The organism is Mesorhizobium sp. M0174 (genome assembly GCF_040322275.1).
Classification (GTDB): Bacteria; Pseudomonadota; Alphaproteobacteria; order Rhizobiales; family Rhizobiaceae; genus Mesorhizobium.
In genome coordinates this window covers 1-23,204 of record NZ_JAMYTB010000037.1, presented here as the reverse complement: position 1 = coordinate 23,204, position 23,204 = coordinate 1, and the positions used below count along the sequence as shown (strand labels likewise).

The 23,204-nt window shown below is 59.0% G+C and carries 13 protein-coding genes and 7 pseudogenes; 9 read left to right on the top strand and 11 right to left on the bottom strand.

All coding sequences use genetic code 11. The features are described from left to right. The 4 genes and pseudogenes from NKJ13_RS30375 to NKJ13_RS30360 form a co-directional block, all read right to left on the bottom strand. On the bottom strand, nt 1-880 hold an 880-nt coding region (locus NKJ13_RS30375; RefSeq protein ID WP_352779313.1), incomplete at its 3' end, for a LysR family transcriptional regulator. Nucleotides 881-936: 56 nt separating this feature from the next. After that, the gene (locus NKJ13_RS30370) at nt 937-1,953 is read right to left on the bottom strand and encodes a D-alanine--D-alanine ligase family protein (RefSeq protein WP_352691481.1); all 1,017 of its coding nucleotides are present in this window, start codon (nt 1,951-1,953) and stop codon (nt 937-939) included. A 977-nt stretch (nt 1,954-2,930) separates the two neighbouring features. Continuing rightward, nucleotides 2,931-3,170 carry a hypothetical protein gene (locus tag NKJ13_RS30365; RefSeq protein ID WP_352779311.1) on the bottom strand — a complete coding sequence of 80 codons (240 nt, stop codon included), beginning with the start codon at nt 3,168-3,170 and terminating at the stop codon, nt 2,931-2,933. Between the two features lie 109 nt (nt 3,171-3,279). Further along, nucleotides 3,280-4,190, bottom strand: a pseudogene (locus NKJ13_RS30360) (IS5 family transposase); the annotation flags it as partial. A 107-nt stretch (nt 4,191-4,297) separates the two neighbouring features. On the opposite strand from NKJ13_RS30360, the pseudogene NKJ13_RS31700 reads away from it, so the two are divergent. Then, nucleotides 4,298-5,737, top strand: a pseudogene (locus tag NKJ13_RS31700) (ISKra4 family transposase). Nucleotides 5,738-5,766: 29 nt separating this feature from the next. Here NKJ13_RS31700 and NKJ13_RS30340 read toward each other — a convergent pair. Then, a pseudogene (locus tag NKJ13_RS30340) lies at nt 5,767-6,117 on the bottom strand (IS110 family RNA-guided transposase); the annotation flags it as partial. 95 nt (nt 6,118-6,212) lie between these two features. Between NKJ13_RS30340 and NKJ13_RS30335 the strand changes: the two are divergent. The 8 genes and pseudogenes from NKJ13_RS30335 to NKJ13_RS30300 form a co-directional block, all read left to right on the top strand. Beyond that, a pseudogene (locus tag NKJ13_RS30335) lies at nt 6,213-6,487 on the top strand (IS3 family transposase); the annotation flags it as partial. A gap of 476 nt (nt 6,488-6,963) precedes the next feature. Beyond that, nucleotides 6,964-8,568 carry an ABC transporter substrate-binding protein gene (locus NKJ13_RS30330; protein WP_502901957.1) on the top strand — a complete coding sequence of 535 codons (1,605 nt, stop codon included), beginning with the start codon at nt 6,964-6,966 and terminating at the stop codon, nt 8,566-8,568. A gap of 3 nt (nt 8,569-8,571) precedes the next feature. After that, the gene (locus tag NKJ13_RS30325) at nt 8,572-9,513 is read left to right on the top strand and encodes an ABC transporter permease (protein ID WP_352779300.1); all 942 of its coding nucleotides are present in this window, start codon (nt 8,572-8,574) and stop codon (nt 9,511-9,513) included. Between the two features lies 1 nt (nt 9,514). Further along, the gene (locus NKJ13_RS30320) at nt 9,515-10,396 is read left to right on the top strand and encodes an ABC transporter permease (protein WP_352779297.1); all 882 of its coding nucleotides are present in this window, start codon (nt 9,515-9,517) and stop codon (nt 10,394-10,396) included. Nucleotide 10,397: 1 nt separating this feature from the next. Further along, entirely contained in the window at nt 10,398-11,420 is a 1,023-nt protein-coding gene (locus tag NKJ13_RS30315) for an ABC transporter ATP-binding protein (protein WP_352779294.1), read from the top strand. Then, on the top strand, nt 11,417-12,469 hold the full coding sequence (locus NKJ13_RS30310) for an ABC transporter ATP-binding protein (RefSeq protein ID WP_352779316.1): 1,053 nt from the start codon (nt 11,417-11,419) through the stop codon (nt 12,467-12,469). Before NKJ13_RS30315 ends, NKJ13_RS30310 begins: the two co-directional genes overlap by 4 nt. A 36-nt stretch (nt 12,470-12,505) precedes the next feature. Next, on the top strand, nt 12,506-12,655 hold the full coding sequence (locus NKJ13_RS30305) for a hypothetical protein (protein ID WP_352691466.1): 150 nt from the start codon (nt 12,506-12,508) through the stop codon (nt 12,653-12,655). 277 nt (nt 12,656-12,932) lie between these two features. Beyond that, nucleotides 12,933-15,953 (top strand): WD40/YVTN/BNR-like repeat-containing protein, encoded by a 3,021-nt coding sequence (locus tag NKJ13_RS30300; protein WP_352779291.1) that lies wholly within the window; start codon nt 12,933-12,935, stop codon nt 15,951-15,953. 296 nt (nt 15,954-16,249) lie between these two features. On the opposite strand, the pseudogene NKJ13_RS30295 reads toward NKJ13_RS30300, so the two are convergent. From NKJ13_RS30295 to purU, 6 genes and pseudogenes are all read right to left on the bottom strand, one after another. After that, nucleotides 16,250-17,249: pseudogene (locus NKJ13_RS30295) on the bottom strand (IS30 family transposase). A gap of 94 nt (nt 17,250-17,343) precedes the next feature. After that, nucleotides 17,344-17,589: pseudogene (locus tag NKJ13_RS30290) on the bottom strand (transposase domain-containing protein); the annotation flags it as partial. A 323-nt stretch (nt 17,590-17,912) separates the two neighbouring features. Continuing rightward, nucleotides 17,913-18,890 (bottom strand): D-alanine--D-alanine ligase family protein, encoded by a 978-nt coding sequence (locus NKJ13_RS30285; RefSeq protein ID WP_352779288.1) that lies wholly within the window; start codon nt 18,888-18,890, stop codon nt 17,913-17,915. A gap of 752 nt (nt 18,891-19,642) precedes the next feature. Further along, nucleotides 19,643-20,446: pseudogene (locus NKJ13_RS30280) on the bottom strand (bifunctional 5,10-methylenetetrahydrofolate dehydrogenase/5,10-methenyltetrahydrofolate cyclohydrolase); the annotation flags it as partial. A gap of 299 nt (nt 20,447-20,745) precedes the next feature. Further along, complete coding sequence (locus NKJ13_RS30275) at nt 20,746-21,996, bottom strand: D-amino acid dehydrogenase (protein ID WP_352779285.1); 1,251 nt, start codon at nt 21,994-21,996, stop codon at nt 20,746-20,748. Nucleotides 21,997-22,074: 78 nt separating this feature from the next. Then, nucleotides 22,075-22,959 carry a formyltetrahydrofolate deformylase gene (purU, locus tag NKJ13_RS30270; protein WP_352779282.1) on the bottom strand — a complete coding sequence of 295 codons (885 nt, stop codon included), beginning with the start codon at nt 22,957-22,959 and terminating at the stop codon, nt 22,075-22,077. Nucleotides 22,960-23,204 lie beyond the last annotated feature (245 nt).

The window sequence follows — 23,204 nt, the reverse complement described above, 5'->3', positions numbered from 1 at the left end:
TTTGTTCCGGAGGGGTCAGCGAGCTCAAGTTGGAAGAGATGAGGTAGACATCCGCGCCGAGCGGCTCATCGAACAGCCGCAACGGCCACAGTCGCCCCTGGGCCACGTCATCGTGGGCGGTGAGAACGGGCAATAGGCCTATGCCCAAACCCGATATCAGCATGCGGCGCACCTCGTTGAGATCGCGGCTCCATCCGCTAACCCGACGTCCGAGACCAAGGCCTTCTCGTAGAAAGATCATCGGCTCGAATCCGCTCCCATCAGTGGCGCAATCGAAGGCGATGAAGGGCTCTTGTTGAAGCCTGCGGACATCTACCTCCTGAACTCCGAATAGAGGGTGTTCGGCACCACAAAATATGCCAAAATCCTCGCGAAATAAGTGGCGGCATCGCAGCGTCGGCATTTCCCTCGTCAAAAGACAGATGCCGATGCCAGCCTTGTCCATCGAGATCTGGCGCACGATTTCGAGCGACGTCTTGATGTCAATGCGCCATGTGACAGATGGGTATCTCTGGTGGTAGAGCTGGAGTGTTTCGTCTACAAGCGTGGACTGTAGCCGGGTATCCATGCTGAGTTTCAGCTCTGCGAATTCGTCATCGCTCCCGTCGAGAGAGAGGATGCCGATTCGGTCAACGCACCGGGACATCTCGGAACATTCCTGGTAAATCTGTTCGCCGCGCAATGTTAGCGCAAAATGGCGAGGGTCACGGAAGACGAGCTTGCAGTCGAGTTGATCTTCGAGTTTTTGCAGCGCAAGGCTGACGGATCGCAGGCTCATTCGAAGACGTTTCGCGGCGCCGGTGATGCTCCTCTCTTCAGCGATGATGCAAAAACTGCGCAGGAGGTTCCAGCTCAGGTTTTGGCCCCCCAGATTGCCCAAGAGGGCGCCTGGTTTGTCTCCTGGGCATTCACACCCACCCCGCCATTCAGACAATTTCAAGATGTCCAACATGGCCGGGGGATGCCAATTCCGAAGTAGCGCATCTGGCCGACATGGAGGATTCGATTGATCAAGCTCGAGTAGCTGTGTCCGGCCGTCATCGCGGCTTTAGCAAAAGTAGAGTACATACTGAGCCCCGGCGAGTTCATCTCCAGGACGAACGGCCGGCCGGAGCGATCGATCCGGAGGTCGAGGCGGGCATAGTCCCGGCACTGGCAGGCACGGAAGGACGCAACCGAAATATCCTGCAGCAAAGTCGCAAGGCTGCTCGCGATTTGTGCCGGCCAAATCATCGGCTGCTTCGCCGCCGCGAGGTTCCTCTTCTTTTCCCAAGTAAAAAGGCCAGTTTCGCCGAGGTCGATCTCTACCGGGGGAAACACCTCGAGCTCTTCGTTTCCAAGCAGAGCAACGCAGATTTCACGACCCTCGATGTATTCTTCCACAAGCGCATCCTGCGCATATTGCGTGACGATCGCTTCCACAGCCTCACCTAACTGAGCGGGCTCATGTACGAGCTGTAATCCGAAGCTGTAATCTTCGTGACGCGGTTTCACTATCACTGGGAAGCGTAGGTCGTCGGTACTCTCGGTGCCGCGACGCATGACCCGAAAGTTTGGCGTCGGCACGCCACTATCGCGTAAGAGCCTCTTGGTGATGACCTTATCGTCCGCCAGCCCATGCCCGAGCGGGGTCGGTCCGGTGTAAGGAACGCCCGCCATCTCGAGCATGGCCGGAACGTGGGCACAAGAGCATTCGCCCTGAATTCCGTACGCCATGTTGAAAACCATTCCCGAGGGGCGGGCCTGCGGATCGGGTGGCATGAACCGCTCGAGCGTAGCGAGCAGACCTTTATCGCCTTCGCACAGCAGCGTCTCGTGGCCCCCCTCTTGCAGTGCCGCCACCACGTCATCGAATGTCTCGCGGCCAAGTTCCTCTGGTTCCTCTGGACGGGGCTGACCGAACCGATTGATCACGCCCGTACGATCGTGGTTCCAAACGACGGCTACCCGCATGAGGCTACTCCTTTTATGTTTCGCTGCGTCAGTTCATCAGTCGGATTTAGTTGTAGACTCCGCGCCTTCACAGTCACATGCAATCCGCGTGCCACCCACGATGGTGTTAAAACAAAGAGGAAGCCTGCTTTTCGCGCCGGGCTGCGTAATACTCGCGCCTAAGTGTGTCGTGTCTCAGACAAAGACCTCTGCAATCGGATACGGCTGAACATGACAGGAAGCGGCCGGCTGAGGCGACTTCTTGACGACATGCGAACCTGGATGACGCCAAGTGCCATAACGATCGGGGCCACTACAAAATCTCAGCATCGATCGCCGGGATCAATTGGCGGTCGAAGTTATGATCCGAGCCGTGATGCGGCAGGACGTGCTGGCGATATCGTGCCCTACTGGGTCTACCCTGGCCACGCTAAAATCGAGCGCATGGTCCCGATCCGTCCGTTTAGTCGGGAGGTAGAGCGCTACGAGAATCTGAAAAAGTCTTCGGCTACCTATCGGTTGGCCTTTGGCCAGCCCCGGCAATTGGCTCCTTTGCCTGTTGATGAGGCGTTGGACTGTTGGTCGGATCTCGCAATCGACAGCTAAGCGCGCTCGTTTAACGGACCCAAGGTCGCCTGGCGCAAGGCGGATAAAGGCGATATTGGGCTGCAAACCTCAAGGTCGGATTGGGTCTGCTTTTAGATGTCGGGCTCTGAACCGTCATCTTGATCGCTATCTGAAAACCCCGCATGAGATGCAAAGCGCGACAGATTCTTCTCGTCAGCGATCCGGAGACGGCGTCTTCATTCAGCAGCAACAACGTCGCCGGCACCCTTGGCGCGCAGTTTTGGCGCGACGGCGAGGAGCTTCTCGGCGGGCGCGAGAGCTCGCCGGCCAACCGACAGGCATCGGCCGCCGCATGAACCAGCGCGACGCAGACCGCCGCCCTGATGAGCGGCAGCGGCCGCGGCCAGCGCAGGCTTTGCGCCAGCACCAGGTCAGCTGGCCACCAAGGCCAACAGCTCGTAGTCAGGCCTCATAGCGACGACGCGAGCGGCGATCGCCGCGGCGGCGAACGGCGCCGGCCGCTCCGATCGCGCCAGGTCGTCGATGTGTTCACAAAGCGCAGCCAGCGCCTCGACATCCCAATGGAGGCCAAGCTGGTCGAGTGTCTCCCCGAGCCGGTCAGGGGTAGCGACGGGCGGCTGCCCGGCCAACTGCCGCAAGGTGCGTTTCATGTGCGGTTCCATGCAGTCATTGGTATCGCTGCAGGGTCACAGTTGCATTCTGACTCATAAGCTTGCAGTCGCGGCTGAAGCTTTTTTAAGTAGTCGGCCTGAATAACGGCTAAGGCGTTGATATTCCGAACGCGTGAAGACGGGTGGAAGCATCCGATTTCGCCGTTTTCGGCTGGAGTGCTTGCAGGCACCAGGCAAGCCAAAGAGCGAGAACCGTGAGGATCAGGCGCAGATTTTGGCCTGCGGCGACGAGCAGGGCATTGATCACATCGCCAGCATGGCCGAGGAGGAAAGTTGCGGTCCAGCCGGCCGTCGGTGTTCATGTTGTGACCGATGGTGGCCTCGATGGCCGATCGCCGTTTCAGTTCCCGAGACATGGTGGCCATCAGGCCACGCTTGCGGCCGGCGATCATCCCCGATCCCGAGGCGACATAGTCGTGGCCGCGATAGCCCTTGTACGTAGATGCGGTCCGGATCGACGCCGCCGACCTCCACGGCCTGATCGACCGTTGCTGCAAGCGTGTGGCCATCATACGAATTGCCCTCGAACGCCTTGGCCGCCAGCACGAGGCCCTCGCGGTTGGTTGCCGCGATCCCGACCTTGCAGCCGAATTCGTAAGGTTGCGGGCTTTGCCCTTCGCGATGCAGACCGCCTCGGGCGCGTGCAGGGAGTAGATCTTGTTGCTGTCCTTCGGCTTCTGCGTCAAGAGCCGCTCGACCAGCCCGAGCAACCGGGCAAATCTGGTCTCGAGTTCGGCATTGCCGGCGATCTTGCCGCCGACGTCGCGGAACACCCGGCCGAGATTGGTGCGAAGGCGCTTGAGTTCGCGACGCATCCGGCGGAACTGCCGGGCATGCGCATAGCGGCCCGCCCGCACCGCCGCTGCCTTGGCCAGCCGCATGTGGGCTCTGCCTGAGCATGATGCCGTACCGCTTGGCCTGACGCACCAGGATCTGGATTGCCTTGAGGTCGAGCCGGCTGTCGGTGGGGTGGGCGATCGCCTTCGGCTGCACCGTCGTCGACGGTGATCCACTCGCGGAGGCCGGTAACTTCTCCGGGGTTGGCCACGAATTGTTAGCACCCGCTGGTCCATCACCATCGCTTTTGTTGCGGAGAAAGTGACGCGATGGAGTGGACGATCTCGATCAAGGGGAAAAGCGCGCTTGGGGATGTCTGTCGCCAACAAGTTCGGATTGAGAAAAGCGACGAACGCTTGCTCGACGGTGATATCGGCCTGTCGATCGACGAGGGCAAGAAAATCATGACGGCCCTGCAGCGCGGTCGTGAACCACGAGGCGGAGACCTATGCCGTTTTTCGCCGGGTCTGCCCCGAGTGCCACAAATTTCGGCCGGTCAAAGACTATACGATGCGCCGAATCCGGACGGTTTTCGAAACAATTGAGGTGCCAAATCCACGATGGATGCTGTGCCAGGACTGTCACAGGAATGGTAGCCGCGTTCGCGCCGCTGAAGGAAATCTGTCCGGATCGGGCAACGTCCGAGCTGATGGAACTGACGGCGCGGCTGGGAAGCATGATGCCGTACCGGCAGGCCGCCAGCGTGCTCGCCGAATTCCTGCCCATCGAACCGACCGACGCATGCAACCGTGCGAAAGCGGACCATCAAAGTCGGCGAGCGGCTCGACGACCAGATCACTGAGGAAACCTGGCGCGCGAGAATGCAGATGAAGGAACGACATCAGCTCGAAATGCAGCTTCCTGGCGATCGACGCAAAGAGTTCGTCATCAGCATCGATACGGCGCACGTTCGCAGCGCCGATCCCAATTCAGCGCGAAACTTCGAGCTCGTCGTGGCCAGATGCGGTCGCGGAGGTCGGGGAGAAGTCGGCGGTCGCTACTTTGTCACCGCCAACACTGACCAACCTGCGATACGCGATCGAGCGTCCACGCTCTTCGGGAAGAGGGGTATTGCGTCTTTGGGGACGTCACCGTGATCTCGGACGGCGCCGAAATCCTGAAGCGGCTTCCGCGCGCCATGCCGAAACCGGCGACCCGTATCATCGACTGGTTCCACATCGCCATGAAGATCCAACCCATGCAGCAGATCGCTGATCACGTAATCCGATCCCAGTCTGGTCTTGCTGAAATACTTCCGACCATCGGCAGGGACATCAGAGCTGTGAAGTGGCGTCTGTGGCACGGTCGCGTGGATCGCGCGATCCACGACCTGGAGCAGCTCTTGGCAAGCTTGCATGTCTGGCAAGGAGAAGGCGAGCTCTCGATGTCGCGCCTCCACAGCCTCGGGTCTCAGCTCCTCACCTACGTCCGTTCGAACCGCAGTGCGATCGTAAATTACGGAAAGCGCTACCAAGCCGGACTTCGCGTGGCCACGACCCTTGCCGAGTCGGCAGTCAATTCCGTGATCGCCAAACGCATGGTCAAGAAGCAGCAGATGCGCTGGTCTCTCCGCGGTGCCCACATGCTGATGCAGGGTTCGGACAGCCGAGATGAATAGTGAGCTTCGCGACCGACTGCGGGCACGATTTCGAGCACCAGAGCCGAGCGTGACCTCACTATTCAAGCCGCCCTTACTGTGCGCCGCGTAACCCCGGAGAAGTTACCGGTCTCCAGCTCTGGCCTGTTGAGCCTCCGACTTCGGCTCGACGAAACGCATCTCCGGCCGCTGCGCTGCAATCACAATCGCCTCAGCATCCGCCGCATCATTCCTTCTGCCTCTTCACGAAAGGCCGAACATACTGTGGGGCGACAAGCCTCACCTCATGGCCAACCCTTCCAACTCCCGCGCCCAGTACTGGGCGCTGCCACAGGCCTCCATGACCACGATCACCGGCGGGTGACCGGCCATGAGGTTCCGGAACTGCCGACGCGACAATTTCCTGCGAAACTGTGCATGTCCTGTCAGCCACGCTCCATGGATCTGGAAAACTGCTTTTGCCAGATCCACGCCGATCATCGTATCCTTCATCGCGGTTGCCGTCCTCTCTGCTGGTGGGGTCACCCACTATTGGCACATTCGATGCCGTCTGAGATGGGCGGCAACCACCCCATTGTTCTGACCCCAGCCTGCTGCACCACAGCGACCAAGGCCGCCCAATATACGAGCGAGCAGTTCCAGCGGCTGATGGCCGATCACGGCATCTCCTGCTCGATGAGCCGGTCGGGCAACGTATGGGACATTGCTGCGATGGAGAGCTTCTTCTCGCAAGGTCTACAGGATGAGGGATGACGCAAGGGCCGACGTGTTCGATTACATCGAGAGCTTCTACAACCCTCGGCGACGGCACTCGACGTTGGGCTATATGAGCCCTGTCGAGGAGAAAGCTATGTTAGCTTAACCTGGTGTCCGAAAAACCGGCAGCAGGCCATTGTTTATTTTGGCCGTTTATGCCGATCGCGAACTATGCCGGGCTGGCGCGTTTCCGCCATCGTTTTTCATGGCTTAGCCCCAGCTGGAACGGCATAGATTAGGGTCTCTCCGTCGCGATTGGCGCGAAGGAGAGGCACATGAATAGACGCCATCTATGCCTACAATAGTTCTGAGCTATTTGTCGCTTAGCGGAAGGTATGGCTTTAGATTGAAAGCGGACGACCCTAGCTAGCCACGGATCGAATCCTCTTGCACAAAGAATTGAATAGCAAATGTGATATGGCTTTCCATCGGTGAGTTTCTGAAGTTCGGATGGCAGAATAGGAGAGGTCCGGCACATCTTGTAGTTGTCTTATAAAAAGCCGGCCAAGTGGGAGATCATGACCGGAGATTGACTGGCTACTTCATATCTGTGAGAATTAGCTACAAAGGGGAACTGAAGAGATGAATATAACTCGGCGGACACTTATCAATACGGGCCTAGTAGCCGTGGGAGCGACCTTGTCGTTTCCTTCAATGCTTCGAGCTCAAGCCGATGCCGGAGGAGATACGGTGAGGTGGGCAAGAGGTCTGCCCACAATTCTCGACCCGTACACAACGACCGACGCGAATACTGTCGACTACGCGTTTGGTGTTTACGACATGTTATTTGGACTCGACTCAAAGCTTGTTCCGCAGCCGCAAATGTTGGATAGTTGGAGTGCGTCCGACGACAAGAAGACCTATACCTTCTCCCTTCGTGATCGGCTAAGCTGGCACGATGGCACCCCGGTGACGGCCGCAGATTGTGTTGCTTCGATACGCCGTTGGTTCCAAACGCCCGGCGGGCAACTCGTGAATGAGCGCACGAAGGATGTCTCAAAGCTCGACGAAAAGTCCTTCGTAATCACATTAAAGAAACCGCTCGGCGTGCTGATTGATCAACTTGCGCAGGTTGCCGTTTACCCGCTTTTCATCATGCGTGAACAAGATGCTCGTCGCCCTCCTACGGATGCGGTAACCACACATATTGGTTCGGGACCATTTAAATTTAATGAGGAACTCTATGCACCCGGGGCGAGCATCACTTTTGACAAGTATGATGGCTACGTCCCGCGCGACGATGCTCCCGACGGACTGGCTGGTGCCAAAATCGCTAGGGTTCGCCGCGTAGTTTGGGCTAAGCTCCCCGATCCGCAAACGGCCATGGCGGCGCTGCAAGCCGGCGAAGTCGATGTCCTGGTTGACCCCCTTCCCGCCGATCTTTTCCCTGTCATCGAAAGTGACCCGAACCTTGTGCTCGAAAATCTATACAAGTCGGGTTTCGACTATTTCTTGCGTATGAATTGTCTTCAGAAGCCATTTGACAACGTGAAGGCCCGGCAGGCGGTGCTGCATCTTATTAATCAAGACGCGTTCCTGAGTGTCATTAATCCATCTCTAAAGGGCAATCGCAATGTGACATCATTGTTTGGAACCGATACGCCATTTTCCAACGACGCAAACACCAACTGGTTCCGGAAGGGCGGCGACCCGGAAAAGGCCAAACAACTACTACAAGAGGCTGGCTATGCTGGCGAGAAAGTTGTTATTCTCGACCCCGCCGACTGGCCTGAGGCCCATAATGCATCGCTATTCTTGGCGTCGGAACTTCGTAAGATTGGATTGAACGTCGAACTAGCATCTAGCGATTGGGCTGCCCTTGTTGCTAGAAGGGCTAGGAAAGACTCGGTTGAAAACGGTGGCTGGAGCATTTTTATCAGCAACCTTCCCGACTTTTCACTAACTAGTCCCAACTCTGCTGCATTCATGGCAATGAATGGCGAACAGGGCTGGGTTGGCTGGCCTCAGGACGACCAATATGAGGTTCTTCGAGCTAAATGGGCGGACGTCACAGGAATCGAAGCGCACCGCGCTCTGGCCCGCGAAATGCAGCAGATTTTTTGGGACTATGCGAGTTCGGCTCACTTGGGGCAAGTTCCCGTGCTTTCGGCATACCGAAAGGACCTCACTGGCCTTATCGGCGTGCAGGCAGGACGTTTGCTGATGTGGAATATGCGAAAGGACTGAGTTTTGGTTACCTACATCTTTCGCAGAATGATCTCGGCCATCGTCGTTATGGCGATGGTCGGGGTGTTCATCTTCCTACTTGTCAGGTTGGCGCCGGGTGATCCCGCAGACATCATCGCTGGACCGTCAGCCACCGACCAAACTGTTGCGGATATACGGGAGCAACTTGGTCTCAATGCGCCACTACCGGTGCAGTTCCGGCAATGGGCGGGGAACCTGCTGAATGGCGATTTAGGCATGTCGGTTTTTGCCGGGCGTCCTGTTCTCCAGCTCATCCGGCAAAGACTGCAGCCGACCCTTTCACTCTCGCTCTTGACACTGTTCGTTTCGGTAACCGTTGGAGTGACGTTTGGAATCCTCACGGCTTGGCGAGCCGGAGGCATCCTCGACCGCGTCCTGATCGCGTTTTCGGCCCTCAGTTACTCTGTTCCGGTGTTCGTGGTGAGCTATTGCCTTATTTACTTCTTTGCTATTCAGACGCGATGGTTGCCGGTTCAAGGCTACGCATCAATCAACGATGGCATAGGCCCCTGGCTTGCTCACTTAATCTTGCCAACGATCGCGTTAAGTTTGGCTTATATTGCTTTCATTGCTCGGATCACGCGGGCAAGTATGCTCGAGGTGCTGTCGGAGGATTACATGCGTACGGCCGCGGCCAAGGGCGCGTCCCCGTATGCTATGCTGTTTCACCATGCCCTGAAGAATTCCGCAGCACCAATCCTCACGGTTATCGGCCTCAGCTTCGCTTATTTGATTAGCGGTGTCGTGCTGACTGAAACAGTGTTTAACATTCCTGGGATAGGGCGGCTTATTGTCGATGCGATCAATAATCGTGACTACCCAATCATTCAAGGTATGCTCATCCTCATCTCGGGCATCTACGTTCTCATCAATCTTGCAGTCGACCTCGCCTACACGCTGGTCGATCCTCGAATTAGGTACTGACATGTTGTTCACGAATTCCTTAACGAGCACTGGGCAACCGGACCGGTTCCGGATCGTCGGCCTCGCTCATCTTGCACGCCGGTATCCGGTTGTCTTGATCGGCGCCGGTCTCTTGACCCTTCTGATTGTTCTAGCGATTTCTGCCCCTCTCTTTGCACGCGATCCAGTAGACATGGATCCCTTTTTCCGACTGCAGCCGCCTTCCGATGAACACTGGTTCGGGACAGACAATCTGGGCCGGGACGTGTTTGCCCGAACCATCTTCGGGGCGCGCATCTCGCTTCTGGTGGGCCTGATCTCGGCGCTGTTGGCGGCCTGTGCCGGGCTCCTGATCGGTGTCGTCGCCGGCTATGTCCGCGCATTCGACAATGTCATCATGCGAATCATGGACGCGCTGATGTCGATCCCGACCTTCCTGCTGGCCATTGCGCTCATCTCCCTGACGGGGCCAGGCATCGGAATCCTCATCGTCGCCATCGCGATCCCCGAGACGCCCGCCGTCACGCGGCTGGTTCGCTCGGTGGTCCTGGGTGTGCGCGAGCGCCCCTATGTCGAGGCCGCGCTCTGCGGCGGGGCGCGGCTGCCGAAGATCCTGTGGTGGCATATCCTGCCAAGCACCATTCCGGCCCTGATGGTGCAGAGCGCCATTGTCTGCGCCAGCGCGATCCTGACCGAGGCGGGGCTGAGCTTCCTCGGCGTGGGCGTGCCGCCCGAGATCCCGAGCTGGGGCAACATGATTTCAGGCTCGCGCCTCTATCTCGCGATCGCGCCCTTGACGGTCTTCGCCCCCGGCATCTGCCTTGCGGTCACGGTCCTTGCGGTCAATCTCCTCGGCGATGGCCTGCGCGACCTCTTCGACCCCCGCGCGAAGCGGAGGCGCTGAGATGCTGATGCAGAACTTCATGGAGGATAGAGCCGTCGAGAATGACGTGCTCCTCGATGTCCAGGATCTCGAGACACATTTCTTTGGCGAGGACAGCGTTACCCGCGCCCTGGGCGGCATCAGCTTCCAGGTGAAGAAGGGTGAGACGCTCGGCGTGGTCGGCGAATCCGGATGCGGCAAGAGCGTCACCGCCCTCTCGATCCTGCGTCTGCTGCCGAAATTGACCGCCGAGATCGTCGGTGGCACGGTCCGCTTTCATGGGCGCAACCTGCTGGATCTGTCCGATCGGGAGATGCGAAGGATCCGCGGCAACAAGATCGCCATGATCTTCCAGGATCCCATGACGAGTCTCAGCCCGGTTCACACGGTCGGACGGCAGATCGCCGAGGCGGTGGAAATCCACACGGGCGCCTCCCGCTCGGCTGCACTGGCCAGGGCCGAAGAGATGCTGCGCCTCGTCCGCATCGCCGACCCCGAGCGGCGCGTCAGCAACTACCCTCACGAGCTGTCGGGCGGCATGCGCCAGCGCGCGATGATCGCGATGGCGCTGGCCTGCTCACCGGAACTGTTGATCGCCGATGAGCCGACGACTGCGCTTGACGTTACTATCCAGGCGCAGATCCTGCGGCTCATCGTCGATCTGAAAGAGCGCACGGGAACGGCCGTCATGTTCATCACCCATGACCTGGGCGTCGTCGCCGAGACATGCCAGCGCGTGATCGTGATGTATGCCGGCCGGATCGTCGAGCAGGCGTCGGTGACGGATCTCTTCACGGCTCCCGCGCATCCCTACACCCAGGGCCTGATGCGATCGGTGCCTGATCCGCGGCGCGGCCGCCAGCGCCGCCTTCCAGAAATTCTCGGGATCGTGCCAAGTCTTCGCGAGCCGATTGTCGGCTGCAGCTTTGCGCCTCGCTGCCCGTTCGCGATCGATATTTGCCGAGAGAAGACACCCATCCTGCGTGATGTCGGGTCGAGCCACGCCGCAGCTTGCTGGCGCGCCGAAGAGGTGATGGGCGCATGAGTGGTCCTTTGCTGAAAGTGGAGAATCTGACCAAGCATTATTCGCTTGGCTCGGGAATCTTCAAAAAAAGCATTCCGATGATCCGGGCGGTAGAGGATGTATCCTTCATCGTCGAGGCGGGCGAGACGCTTTGCATCGTCGGCGAATCCGGTTGCGGCAAGTCCACCGTCGCGCGGCTCTTGATGCGGCTCGTGCAGCCGACTAGCGGGCACGTAATGATCGACGGGACCGACATTGCGGGCCTCAAGAAGGACGCCCTTCGCGCGTGGCGCCGTCGGATGCAGATGGTCTTTCAGGATCCTTACTCGTCGCTGAACCCGCGCCTTACTGCCGGGCAAATTATTACGGAGCCTGTCGAGAACTTTGAACGTCTCAGCCGAAGGCAGCGTCAGGCACTTGCCGGGGACCTTCTCCGAAAAGTCGGAATGTCGCCCGAAATGATGCACAGGCTGCCGTCCGAATTGTCAGGCGGTCAGCGCCAGAGGCTCGGCATTGCGCGCGCTTTGTCGCTCAACCCCTCTCTTATCATCGCCGACGAGGCGGTGTCAGCCCTTGACGTCTCCGTGCAGGCGCAGATTCTGAATCTGCTTCTGGATCTGCAACAGCAGATGGGCATCGCCTTCGTCTTCATCTCGCATGATCTTGGCGTCGTGGAGCATATCGCGCATCGCGTTGCGGTCATGTACTTGGGGCGGATAGTGGAGCTCGCCCCGAGCGAGGCGCTGTTCGCCAAACCGGTCCATCCCTACACCGAGGCGTTGATCGCGGCGGCTCCGGTGCCGGATCCGACGCGGGTTCGGCTGGAGGCGCCCGTCGAGGGCGAGGTGCCGAGCCCGATCAATCCGCCGGCTGGGTGCGCGTTCCACCCGCGCTGCCCGCTCGCTGTCGAGCGTTGCCGCATCGAGGTGCCGCCTTTGGTGCCGATGGCGGACGGGCGGGTTGTGGCTTGCCACGTGCGCGCTCCCTCCGCGGAATTTCCGGGACGGCAAGATATGGCGGGCAGCCCTCAGCTCACTCCCGTTGCGGGGCCACACGGTTCGGTACTGTAGACACGCTAATTCAGCATACCCTGGAAGGAGACAGACATGGATTTTATCGAGCGGATTTTCGGCGTGGCCCCGGATGGGGGCGACGGCACCACCGAGATGCTTTACATTGCGGTCGCGCTCGTAGTCGCAGCGACGGTGGCCGCACCCGTTTGGCTCCGCCGACGTGCGGCAAAGCGCCGCCGCTAGCTCTTTTAGGCTCGAGATTGTGCAACCGTATCGGCCACGGGCAAGTCTTCCGGGGCACTGCAAAACTTAGCGAGCTCTGTGCAGAGCGTCGCTAAGTTTACAATGCCTAGCCAAGGGCGTCCGCTTTGACTCATACGCTTTCCCAGCTGGAAGCGCACTGGGAGTCGAAATGGGTTGCAGCGCGGACGCGCGAGATCGGCTGCACCGGCGATGGGACACAATTCTTCCGGAGCAGTGGCGCGGCTGGTGATCTGAATCGGTAACCAGGTACATTTTGATGAAAACATTCCGAGCGGCTCGAGCGGAAAAATCCGGATGGATTGATCCTGCCCTGTTCAAAGCGCTGCGCTGGCGACACATCGGTCCCTTTCGTGGGGGACGGGTGACTGCGGTGACCGGCGTACCCGGTGAGCCTGGTCTCTTTTACTTCGGCGCGGCGGCGGGCGGTGTCTGGAAGACGCAAGACAATGGAGGACATTGGACGCCAATCTTCGATCAGGTGCCCGACAGTTCAATCGGGGCGATTGCTGTCGCGCCGTCCAATCATCAGGTAATCTACGTCGGCACCGGCGAGGGGGCTTTGCGTAACGACATCACCAATGGGCGAGGAGTCTATAAGTCGATCGATGGCGGAAAAAGCTGGACCCATATCGGCTTGTCCGACACCGGCCAGATTGGCGAGCTGGTCGTGGATCCCCGAAATGCGGATATCGTGCTCGTGGCTGCGATCGGGCACCCGTTCGGCCCTAATTCAGAAAGAGGTGTGTTCAGAAGCACCGATGGCGGCAAGAGCTGGAAAAAGGTTCTCTATCGCGACGAAAACACCGGCGCTGCAGATGTCACTTATGATCCGGACAATCCCGACGTTGTCTATGCCTCACTGTGGCAGGTCAGCATGCGTCCGTGGGGCGATACCTCGTCAGGCCCTGGGAGCGGCTTGTTCCGCTCGCAGGACGGAGGCAGAACGTGGGTTGAACTTAAAGGCAACGGTCTTCCTAATGGGCCGTTAGGACGGATCGGGGTTTCGGTCTCTGGCGCGGACTCGCGTCGTGTCTACGCGCTGATCGAGGCCGATTGGTCGGATAAGCTGTTCGGTAGCCCGCCAATCGGAGAGCCCGACAGGGGAGGGCTCTACCGATCAGACGATGGTGGTGAGCACTGGGCCCGGACTAGCGACGACTCGCGAATTCGGAACAGGCCCTTGTACTACGGAAAGGTTTTTGCCGATCCCCGCTTCGCGGACACCATTTATATTGTCAATACTGCGGTGCTGCGTTCGACGGATGGTGGCAAGAGTTTCGCCCCTGCACCATTTCCTGGTTATGATCATCATTATCTCTGGATCGACCCAGCCGACCCGCATCGGATCATCAGCGGCTGTGACGTTGGTGCCAGCGTCTCAATCGACGAAGGACAGACCTGGTCGACATATGACAATCAGCCGCTCGCCCAATTCTATCATGTCGCAGCCGACAATCGTTTTCCCTATTGGGTCTACGGCGCGCAGCAGGACTTTGGGAACATAGCAATCGCTTCCTACTCCAGCGAAGGGGCAATCGGGCCTCGCTCCTGGTATCCGGCGGGCGGCGGAGAAGCTGGGTTCGTCATACCGGATCCGCGTAATCCGATGATTATCTTTTCGACGACTGCCGAGATGATCGGCCGCTATGACAAGCAGAAGGAACAGTGGCAGAACATCAGCGCTTCGACTGCTCCCGACCCCTGGGGAGTGGGCGCCGAACTCGCGCACCGATTCAACTGGTGGAGTTCCCCTCTGATGCTCTCACCGCATGATCCGGACGTGCTGTACGCCGCATCTGAGATGGTGTGGAAATCGTCCGATCAGGGCAACAACTGGACCGCGATCAGCCCCGACCTCACGCGGAATGACAAGAGCAAACAGCAGTGGAAGGCAATTTGGGGCAGCTATGATGCTATTGTCTCGCTTGCCGAGTCCCCGCTCAGAAAGGGGCTGCTCTGGGTTGGCTCGGACGACGGGCTGATCAATATGACGCGTGATGGCGGCACCCATTGGACCGACGTCACGCCGGGCGGGGTGGCTCCTTGGTCCTTCGTGTCGATGATCGAGCCGTCACGGTTCAATGCCGAGGCCGCGTATGTTGCGATCGACAGTCACAGACTTGACGATTGGAAGCCTTCAGGCTTCAAAACCGCTGACGGCGGAAGGACCTGGGTCTCCATTGCGGGCGATTTGCCCGAAGATGCCGTTGTGCATGCGGTGCGGGAGGATCCGGCACGTCAAGGGTTACTTTATGCCGCAACTGAGCGCGGGGTCTTCGTTTCGCTCGACGACGGAGTTCACTGGCAGCCGCTGCAATTGAATCTTCCCGCCACTCCGATTTACGACATCATGGTAAAAAATGATGATTTGGTGGTCGCAACCCACGGCCGCGGTTTTTGGATTCTCGACAATGTAACGCCGCTGCGCCAGATCACTGCCGGAGCGGGAGCGCGCGAAGCCATGCTCTTAACGCCCAAGACCGCTTACATGATAGGCACCCAGACATTTGGCGGTTCAACCGACGCCGTTGGCAAGAACCCGCCCCCGGGAGCCGCGATTGACTATGTGCTGACAAAAAGACCCCAGGGAGAGGTCACTCTCGACATTCTGGATGTGCATGGCGCGCTGATCCGCCGCCTCTCGAGCATCGAAGCAAGCAAAGAGCAACAGGCTCCCCAATATGTCACGGACACCGTCCGTTCGGACAAGATCCCCACCGAAGTAGGGATGAACAGGGTTTATTGGGACTTCCGCACCAGCGACCCAGAGCAGGTGCCGGGAGCTTATTATTATGGCGGTTTCGCTCGCGGCGTACTGGTCACTCCCGGCAGATACATGGTGCGCCTCAATGTTGACGGAAGGACTTACGAGCGGCCTTTGACCTTGGCCATTGATCCCCGCGCCGCTGGGAGGGAAGGGGCGAACGCGGAACGGGTCGCTCTGCAATCGGCGGTATTGAAGGATATCGATCGGCTCCACAAAGCGATGAACGAACTCAGGAAACGGCGCCCACGCACGGCGGATCAGGCTCATGTCGGCAAAATGAGCGTATCCGCATCCAAGCTGGCACAACTTACCGGCGAAATGGACTCCATCGACGCCGCGCTCGTAAAGGTGAAGACAAACTCTTTCGCCACTGCTTACTGCTTCCCGCACGAACTTGAAGTCTACACTTCGCCCAGACAGCAGGAATGGGCGCTTGTCGATGGATTGCATCAGAGAGTCGAGACAGCACTGGCAACATGGTCGAGTCTCAGGGCTGAGTTGATCAAGTAGGGTCAGGATCGAGCTCGTCGACCGCAGCGGCTCGCGAGATCAGCGCGAATCAGCAGCCCGATCGAAAACTCATCCTGCCCCCTAGGTACTCAATTCGCTCCTCTGCAAAATCGTCGAGACGGATTCCATGGCAGAGCAAAACCGCATCGCAGAGAAAGCATTCGAATGAGGCAGATCGAGCCGAGAAACACTGCAGCCCACTTGTGGGCTGCTTCCTCCCAATGGTGTTTGATAGAACCCACTGCGCCTGTGAGTTCCAGCTGAAGTGCGACAAGCAGCGAGTCAGGTTAGCGCGTTCACCGATTGGCCAACAGTATCTTCTGACGGAAGACTTCGGCCGGTGTTCTGAAGCCGAGGCATTTGCGGGGCGTCGAGTTGAGATGGGCGCACACCTGGTGCAGGTCTCGATGCTCTATCGACAACGGATCGATGTCTCGTGGAAGCCATTTGCGAGCGCGGCGGTTGGCGTTTTCCACCGTGCCTTTCTGCCACGGCGCCTGCGGATCGCAGAACCATGTCTGAACGCCGAGACCGGCCTGAAGGTAGGGCCAGTCTGTGAACTCGGTGCCGCGGTCGAAGGTGATCGATCGGCGGGCCGAATGGGGAAGTGGACCAAGCACGTCAATCAAGCCATCCATGATCGCGCGGGACTGTCGGTCGTTGTTGCGCAGGAAGACCGTGAAGCGGCTAACCCGTTCGACCAGCGAAGTGACGTACGCTTTGCCGAATTTCTTGCGGAACTGGATCAGATCGCATCCCCCACCGAGCTGCTTTCTGTCGCGGACGATGTCCGGACGATGCAAAATGCTCAATTCCGGGCTAAATCGACGGCCATGACGCCGCCCTTACGTGCCTCGGCCGGCGTCGGGCGCGGCTCTCGGGAAGATAGCGCCACAGCTTTATCTCCTGGCCATAGGGCGAATAAGCAAAGCGATAGATCGTCTCGTGGCAGACGCGAACGCTGCTGCGTTCATAAGCCAATCGACCGGCGATCTGCTCCGGTGACCAGCCATGCTTGATACGCTCGATGATTGATGCGCGAAGCTTCGGATGCCGAACCAGTTTACGATAACGGCTGCGACATTCCTTGGCCAGATGGTTGGCCGCCACACAGAAATAGCCTGTCAGATCCGGCATCTCCCGATCCTCAAACTTATTCCGCGCGATCTCGCGGAAAATCGTCGAGCGATGGCGACCGAGTTTCTCAGCAATCGCATCGACACTGACGCCAGCATGGCGCCAGCGCTCGATCTTGCGGCGTTCATCCAAATCGATCTGGGAGTAGGTGCGTTTCATGTGCGGTTCCATGCATGCGATAAGTAAGCGCTCATTTCCATGCGCGTTGACGCGGCCCGTTTGACCGGGGTCGCTGTCGGCCAGTTGCATCGGATCAAGCAGGGGCGGGTTTGGCGAAGTTGAATGGCAACAGATCGGTGATGTCGGCATTGTCCGCGCGCTGCGGCAATTCCGTGAGGACGTGGCGCAAATAGGCCAAGGGCTCGATGCCGCAAGCTCGGCATGTCAGCATGAGGCTGTAGACGACGGCACTGGCCCCGGCTCCGTCCACAGTGTCGCTGAACAGCCAACTCTTTCTTCCAGTGGCAAAAATACTGATGTTCTCATCAATACCCACTCGTATCATCTCGGAGTGACGGATACTCTTGTCGATGTTGAGACGGGAGTATTGCGATGTCGAATGCAGTCAGACTTGAGCAGGTTCGAAGCCAGAGAGAGGTCTGCGGATCGAGCTGATTTCGGGCCATCGGCAGAGGTGGAAAGCCCGAGCGGGCGCGAACATCTCGGAGGTAGCCGATCCTAACCGCGCGCCTCCGTGTCGACATCGGGGTTCCACACGCACCGGCTGCCTGCCACGTCGATCTCGATCATGCGGCAGCGGGGCAAGCGGCCCTGATGGCGGCAGCCGTCCTCTCGGAAGCGCCCCTGCCGGCCCAAGTTTGCCTAGTGGATGTCGAAAGACCGCGTATAAGCGATATCGAGGATGCGGTTGACCAAACTTGAAAAGCTGTAGCCGGCGGTCGTCGCGGCCAGGACATAAGGGCCGCGCATGCCGAGCCCCGGCATGGAGTTGATCTCAAGGACAAAGGGCTGGCCGGAGCGGTCGATCCGGAGATCGACACGCGCGTAATCCCGACAGTGACAGGCACGGAAGGTCGCAATCGAAATATCCCGCAGCCTGGTCGCAAGCTTGCTCCCGATTTTCACGGGGCAGATACGCTTCGCCGCCGCAACCGCGCCCCGTGTCAGAAGACGCGCCTTGTGGTCACCGAAATCCTGCTCCACCAGAGGCAACACCTCGAGTTCTCTGTTTCCCAGCAGCGCGATAGTGATTTCTCGCCCCTCGATGTATTCTTCCACAAGCGCCTCCTGCGCATACTGCGTGACGATCACATCTACGGCCTGCCTCAACTGAGCGGGCTCATGTACGAGCTGCACTCCGCAACTGTCGGACTCGTGACGCGGCTTCACTACCATCGGGAATCGCAGGCTGCCGGTACTCTCTGTGCCCCGACGCATCACGCGAAAGTTCGGCGTCGGCACACCGAGAGCGCAAATGAGCCTTTTGGTGATAACCTTGTCGAGCGTCAGCCCATGCCCGAGCGGGCCGGATCCGGTGTACGGGACGCCTGCCATCTCGAGCATAGCCGGTACGTGGGTGAGACGGCACTCGCCCTGAATTCCGTACGACATGTTGAAAACGATACCCGAGGGGCGGGCATTGGGCCTGGGTGGCATGAACTGCTCAAGCGTGGCAAGCAGTCCTTTGTCGCCTTGGCACACCAGCGTCTCGTGGCCACCCTCTTGCAGTACCGCCGCCATGCTTTTGACCGTCTCGCGGCCGAATTCCTGCCGACAAGGCTGGCCGAACCGGTTGATCACGCCTGTATGATCATCGTTCCACACAACAGCTATTCGCATGAGGTACTCCCTCCTTCTTGCGGAGGACTTCGAGCAAGTTCATTTAGACCTCCTCGGCCGGACACCGGGAGGCCTCTGTGGGTCGTAACGCATCCTCCATCGTGTCCTTGCAATCGGCGTGCCGCCGATATCGTGAGAGCAAGAGGAACAAAACCATATACTTCGCGCCGCAACGGCGGTACACGCGCTCCTCTGTTTGTCGGATTCCGAACTGGGACGTCTTCAACCGGATACGGCTGAACACGGCAACACGGACGTCGACTGACGACGGTTGTTTCTTGGCACTTGTTTGGGGATGGTCTGTCAACGGCCTTTTTGGATCCAATTCCTAGCCTCGTTTGCGTTGGGAGGTCACTCCGCTACCCCTCGGGGCTCAGAGCCCACCGCATGCAAGTAAGCGAGAGCATCTCTTGCGCGAGAGCATCTTTCGCTCCCGGCAGGCTTCCATGATGCAGTAATGCGCATCGGCCACGATCATCATGGTCTTGCGCCTGCCGCCGCGACCGTCCTCGGTCCGCTTCTGAAACCATTGCGCCAAAGCAGCATTGCCAGCTCTGGATAGACCGCGTTCGCGCAGGCGCGCCCCGCTTTCATCTGGAGAGCCGGTGGGATTCGTGGACCATCAGCCGGCAGCGAAGCGGGCAACAACTGCTTGGAGGGGCACCTTTGTGGACGATAGTGCGATGCGTTGTGTCTTCGGATATGGGTCGCTCTCTCACGATTTTTACCCACCAGAACTGTAAATGCGGAAACCCTTCGCGGCAGTGTGCCGCCAGTATCGTGTTGTGCATTAGCGTCATGATCGTCATCGGTCCAACGCCTCCGGGCACTGGTGTAATGGCTCTCGCCCTTTCGAAAGCGGCTGCGAAGTCCACATCACCAACAAGCCGCTTCTTGCCGTCCAAAACCGCTCTCGTAGTTCCTACATCGATCACCGTTGCTCCCGGCCTGATCCAGTCTCCCTTGATCATTTCGGCTTGTCCCGCTGCCGCCACTACGATATCGGCCTGTCGCACCTTGTCAGCCAAGCTCCGCGTTCGAGAATGCGCCATTGTTACAGTGCAGTTCGCTCCTAACAATAGCTGTCCCATCGGTTTGCCCACGAGGATCGAACGGCCGATAACGATTGCATCAAGTCCCGTCAGGTCGCCCAACTGATCCCGCAGAAGCATGAGGCACCCGAGCGGCGTACAGGGTATAGCCTGGTCGCCCGGCGGCCAGACGACCTGCGCTTTCGGGGTGAAGACCATCGACATCCTTGTCGGATCGATCGCACGGATGACAGTTAGTTCATCAATGTGAGCCGGAAGAGGCAACTGTACGAGGATGCCGTCTACTGCATCATCCGCATTCAATTCTTCGATCAGCTGCAAGATTTTGTCCTGGCGCGTCTCCTCCGGTAGGATGTGTTGGAAGCTGGCCATACCCAGTTCGCGTGTCTTTCGACCCTTGCTGCGGACGTAAATTTCGCTTGCCGGATCGCTGCCAACAAGCACGACCGCCAAGCCCGGCGGGCGCCCAGCCTTTTCCATGAACGCTGGCAGAGCGGCAGTTATCCGTGCGGCAAGACGATCGGCATAGGCTTTCCATCGATGATGCTGGCTCGCATGTGGGCTCCTTCACAAAGAAAGTCATCAGATTGTTCAATCTGTTCCCCAGCTCCGCGCAGTCGATTCGGATTTCCGCTTGAGGACTTCCTCGATGCGTTCGAGATGCGCGCCAAAGCCTTGCGCGGCGCGGCGCACCCTTCGGCTTGTGATTGACCGCATGACCGAGTTCGCTCTGGGTCGCGGAAAGGGCAGTCTCCACCTCTTCGCCCCAATGGCGACTGGCGGTCCGGATAGTTGCCCGCACCTCAGTTCCTGTAGACTAACCCTCGCGGATCGATATCCGGGTCGCGGCCGGCGACTAGGTCGGCGAGGAATTTTCCCGAGCCGCAGGCCATGGTCCAGCCGACATGGCCGTGGCCGGTGTCGAGATAGAGGTTTTTGTAACGCGCCAGGCCGATGACCGGCACTGAGTTCGGCATCATCGGCCGCAGCCCGGCCCAGAGTTCGGCTTTCTTCTCATCGAAGGCGCCTGGGAACAGCTCCTTGCCGGTCCTGAACATGGGGACGAAGTCGCGCGGCTGGAACGTGCGGTCGAAGCCGGTAAATTCGGCGGTCGAGGCGAGGCGCAGGCGGTTGCCCAGCCTGGAATAGGCGATCAGCTGGTCTTCGTCGACACCGCCCATGGTTGGCCCCTTGCTCTCGTCTTCCAGCGGAATAGTCGCGGTATAACCCTTCACCGGATAGACAGGCAGGTCGATGCCGTAGCGGCGGCCGAGCAGGCCGCTTTCCGGGCCCATCGAGATGACCACGGCATCCCCGGTGACCGGTCCAGCCGAAGTCATCACCGCACTCACCCGGTCGCCCTCGATGGCGAGGCCCTCGACCGTCGTTGCGTAGAGAAAGTTCACGCCGAGCTTTTCGGCTGAATAGGCCGCGAGTTTTTCCACGAACTGCCGGGAATCGCCGGTCTGGTCGATCGGCGAATAGACGCCGCCGGCGATCTTTTCCTTCACGCCGGCAAGACCCGGTTCAAGCTCGACCAGCCGCTCGCGGCCGACGATCTCGATCGGCAGGCCATGCTCGGCCAGATAGCGGTAATTGTCGGTGCCGGTGTCGAGACTATGCTGCGTGCGGAAGAAGTAAAGGATGCCCTTCTTGCGCTCGTCATAGTGAATTCCGGTGTCGGCGGAGATGGCGTTGATGCAGTCGCGGGAATAGAGGGCCAGGCGCAGCTTGACCTGGCTGTTGGCGCGCAGGCGCTCTTTGGTACATTGGCGCAGGAAGCGCAGGCTCCAGGCAATGAAATAAGGATCGAAGCGCAGCCGCACCTTGATGCCGAGATCATGGTTGTAGAGCCCGCGCAGGAATGTCTTCAGCGCCGCCGGTGAGGCCCAGGCGGTGGCGTCGCCCGGCGACACTAGGCCGGCATTGGACTGGCTGGTGCCGCGCGCAGGCGCCGGATGGCGCTCGATGCCGGTAACCTCATGGCCATTGGCGGCCAGATAGTAGGCGGCCGCCGTTCCGACAACGCCGGCCCCAAGCACCACAACCTTCATGCCATTCCCCCGAAGAAATCTTCCGCCGCATTATCGGCACGCCGCTACCGACTTACCGTCGACCATAGGGCAAAAGGGCTACCCCATCCGTTCTGACGCAAAGCTGCCGGGGCTTGCCGGGAAGACGACGGTGCGATTGCCGTTGATGAAAGAGCGGTGATGAATATGCGCATGGACAGCGCGCGCCAGCACCTGGCTCTCCACATCGCGGCCCAGCGAGACGTAATCTTCTGGGCTTTGTGCATGTGTGACGCGAACTGTGTCTTGCTCGATAATCGGCCCCTCGTCGAGATCGGCTGTGACGTAATGCGCCGTGGCACCGATCAGCTTCACCCCGCGCTCGTAAGCCTGTCTATATGGGTTGGCACCCTTGAAGCTCGGCAGGAAGGAATGGTGGATGTTGATGATCTGGCCAGACATCCGCTTGCAAAGAGCATCCGAGAGAACCTGCATGTAGCGGGCAAGCACGATCAACTCGGTTGCGGTCTGTTCGACAACTTCGATGAGTTGAGCCTCTGCCTGCGGCTTGTTTTCTCTGGTTACCTTTATGTGATGGAAGGGTATGTCGTGATTGACGACCACCTTCTGGTAATCGAAGTGGTTGGAGACGACCCCCACGACATCGATTGGCAGAGCCCCGATCTTCCATCGGTAAAGCAGATCGTTCAGGCAATGGCCGAAGCGAGACACCATCAGCAGGACCTTCATCCGGCTTTCGCCGTCAAACAGCTCCGACTTCATTTCAAATTTGTCCGCGATCGGCTTGAAGCTCTCCTTCAATTGCGGGGCCAGTACACGTTCTTCCGAGATGAAGCCCACTCGCATGAAGAATTTTCCGGTGTCTAGGTCGTCGAACTGCGAGCTATCAACGATATTGCAGCCTTGATCTGAAAGAAAAGTCGAGATCGCAGCTACAATACCACGCGTTGACTTGCAAGATACGGTAAGTACGTACGGAGTCATATTGTAGTCCGCTCTGAGTTGGCCTTGTTTAGGGCAGCTTGCTGCGCTGCAGGGAGCATGTCCGAGTGTCTCGCGCTCTCTGCACGCTGATCCTGTGCCACTTACCATTGGCACTGGCAGGGATAACAGCTGGAGGAACATTTGCCCCACCGGTTAGGTGGGGTATAGCGGGAATCTCTCCGCCAGCGTCAACACTCGTCCGGCAATGTCTACGTCGATTTCCAGCCCTTGGCTTGGATTCGCTG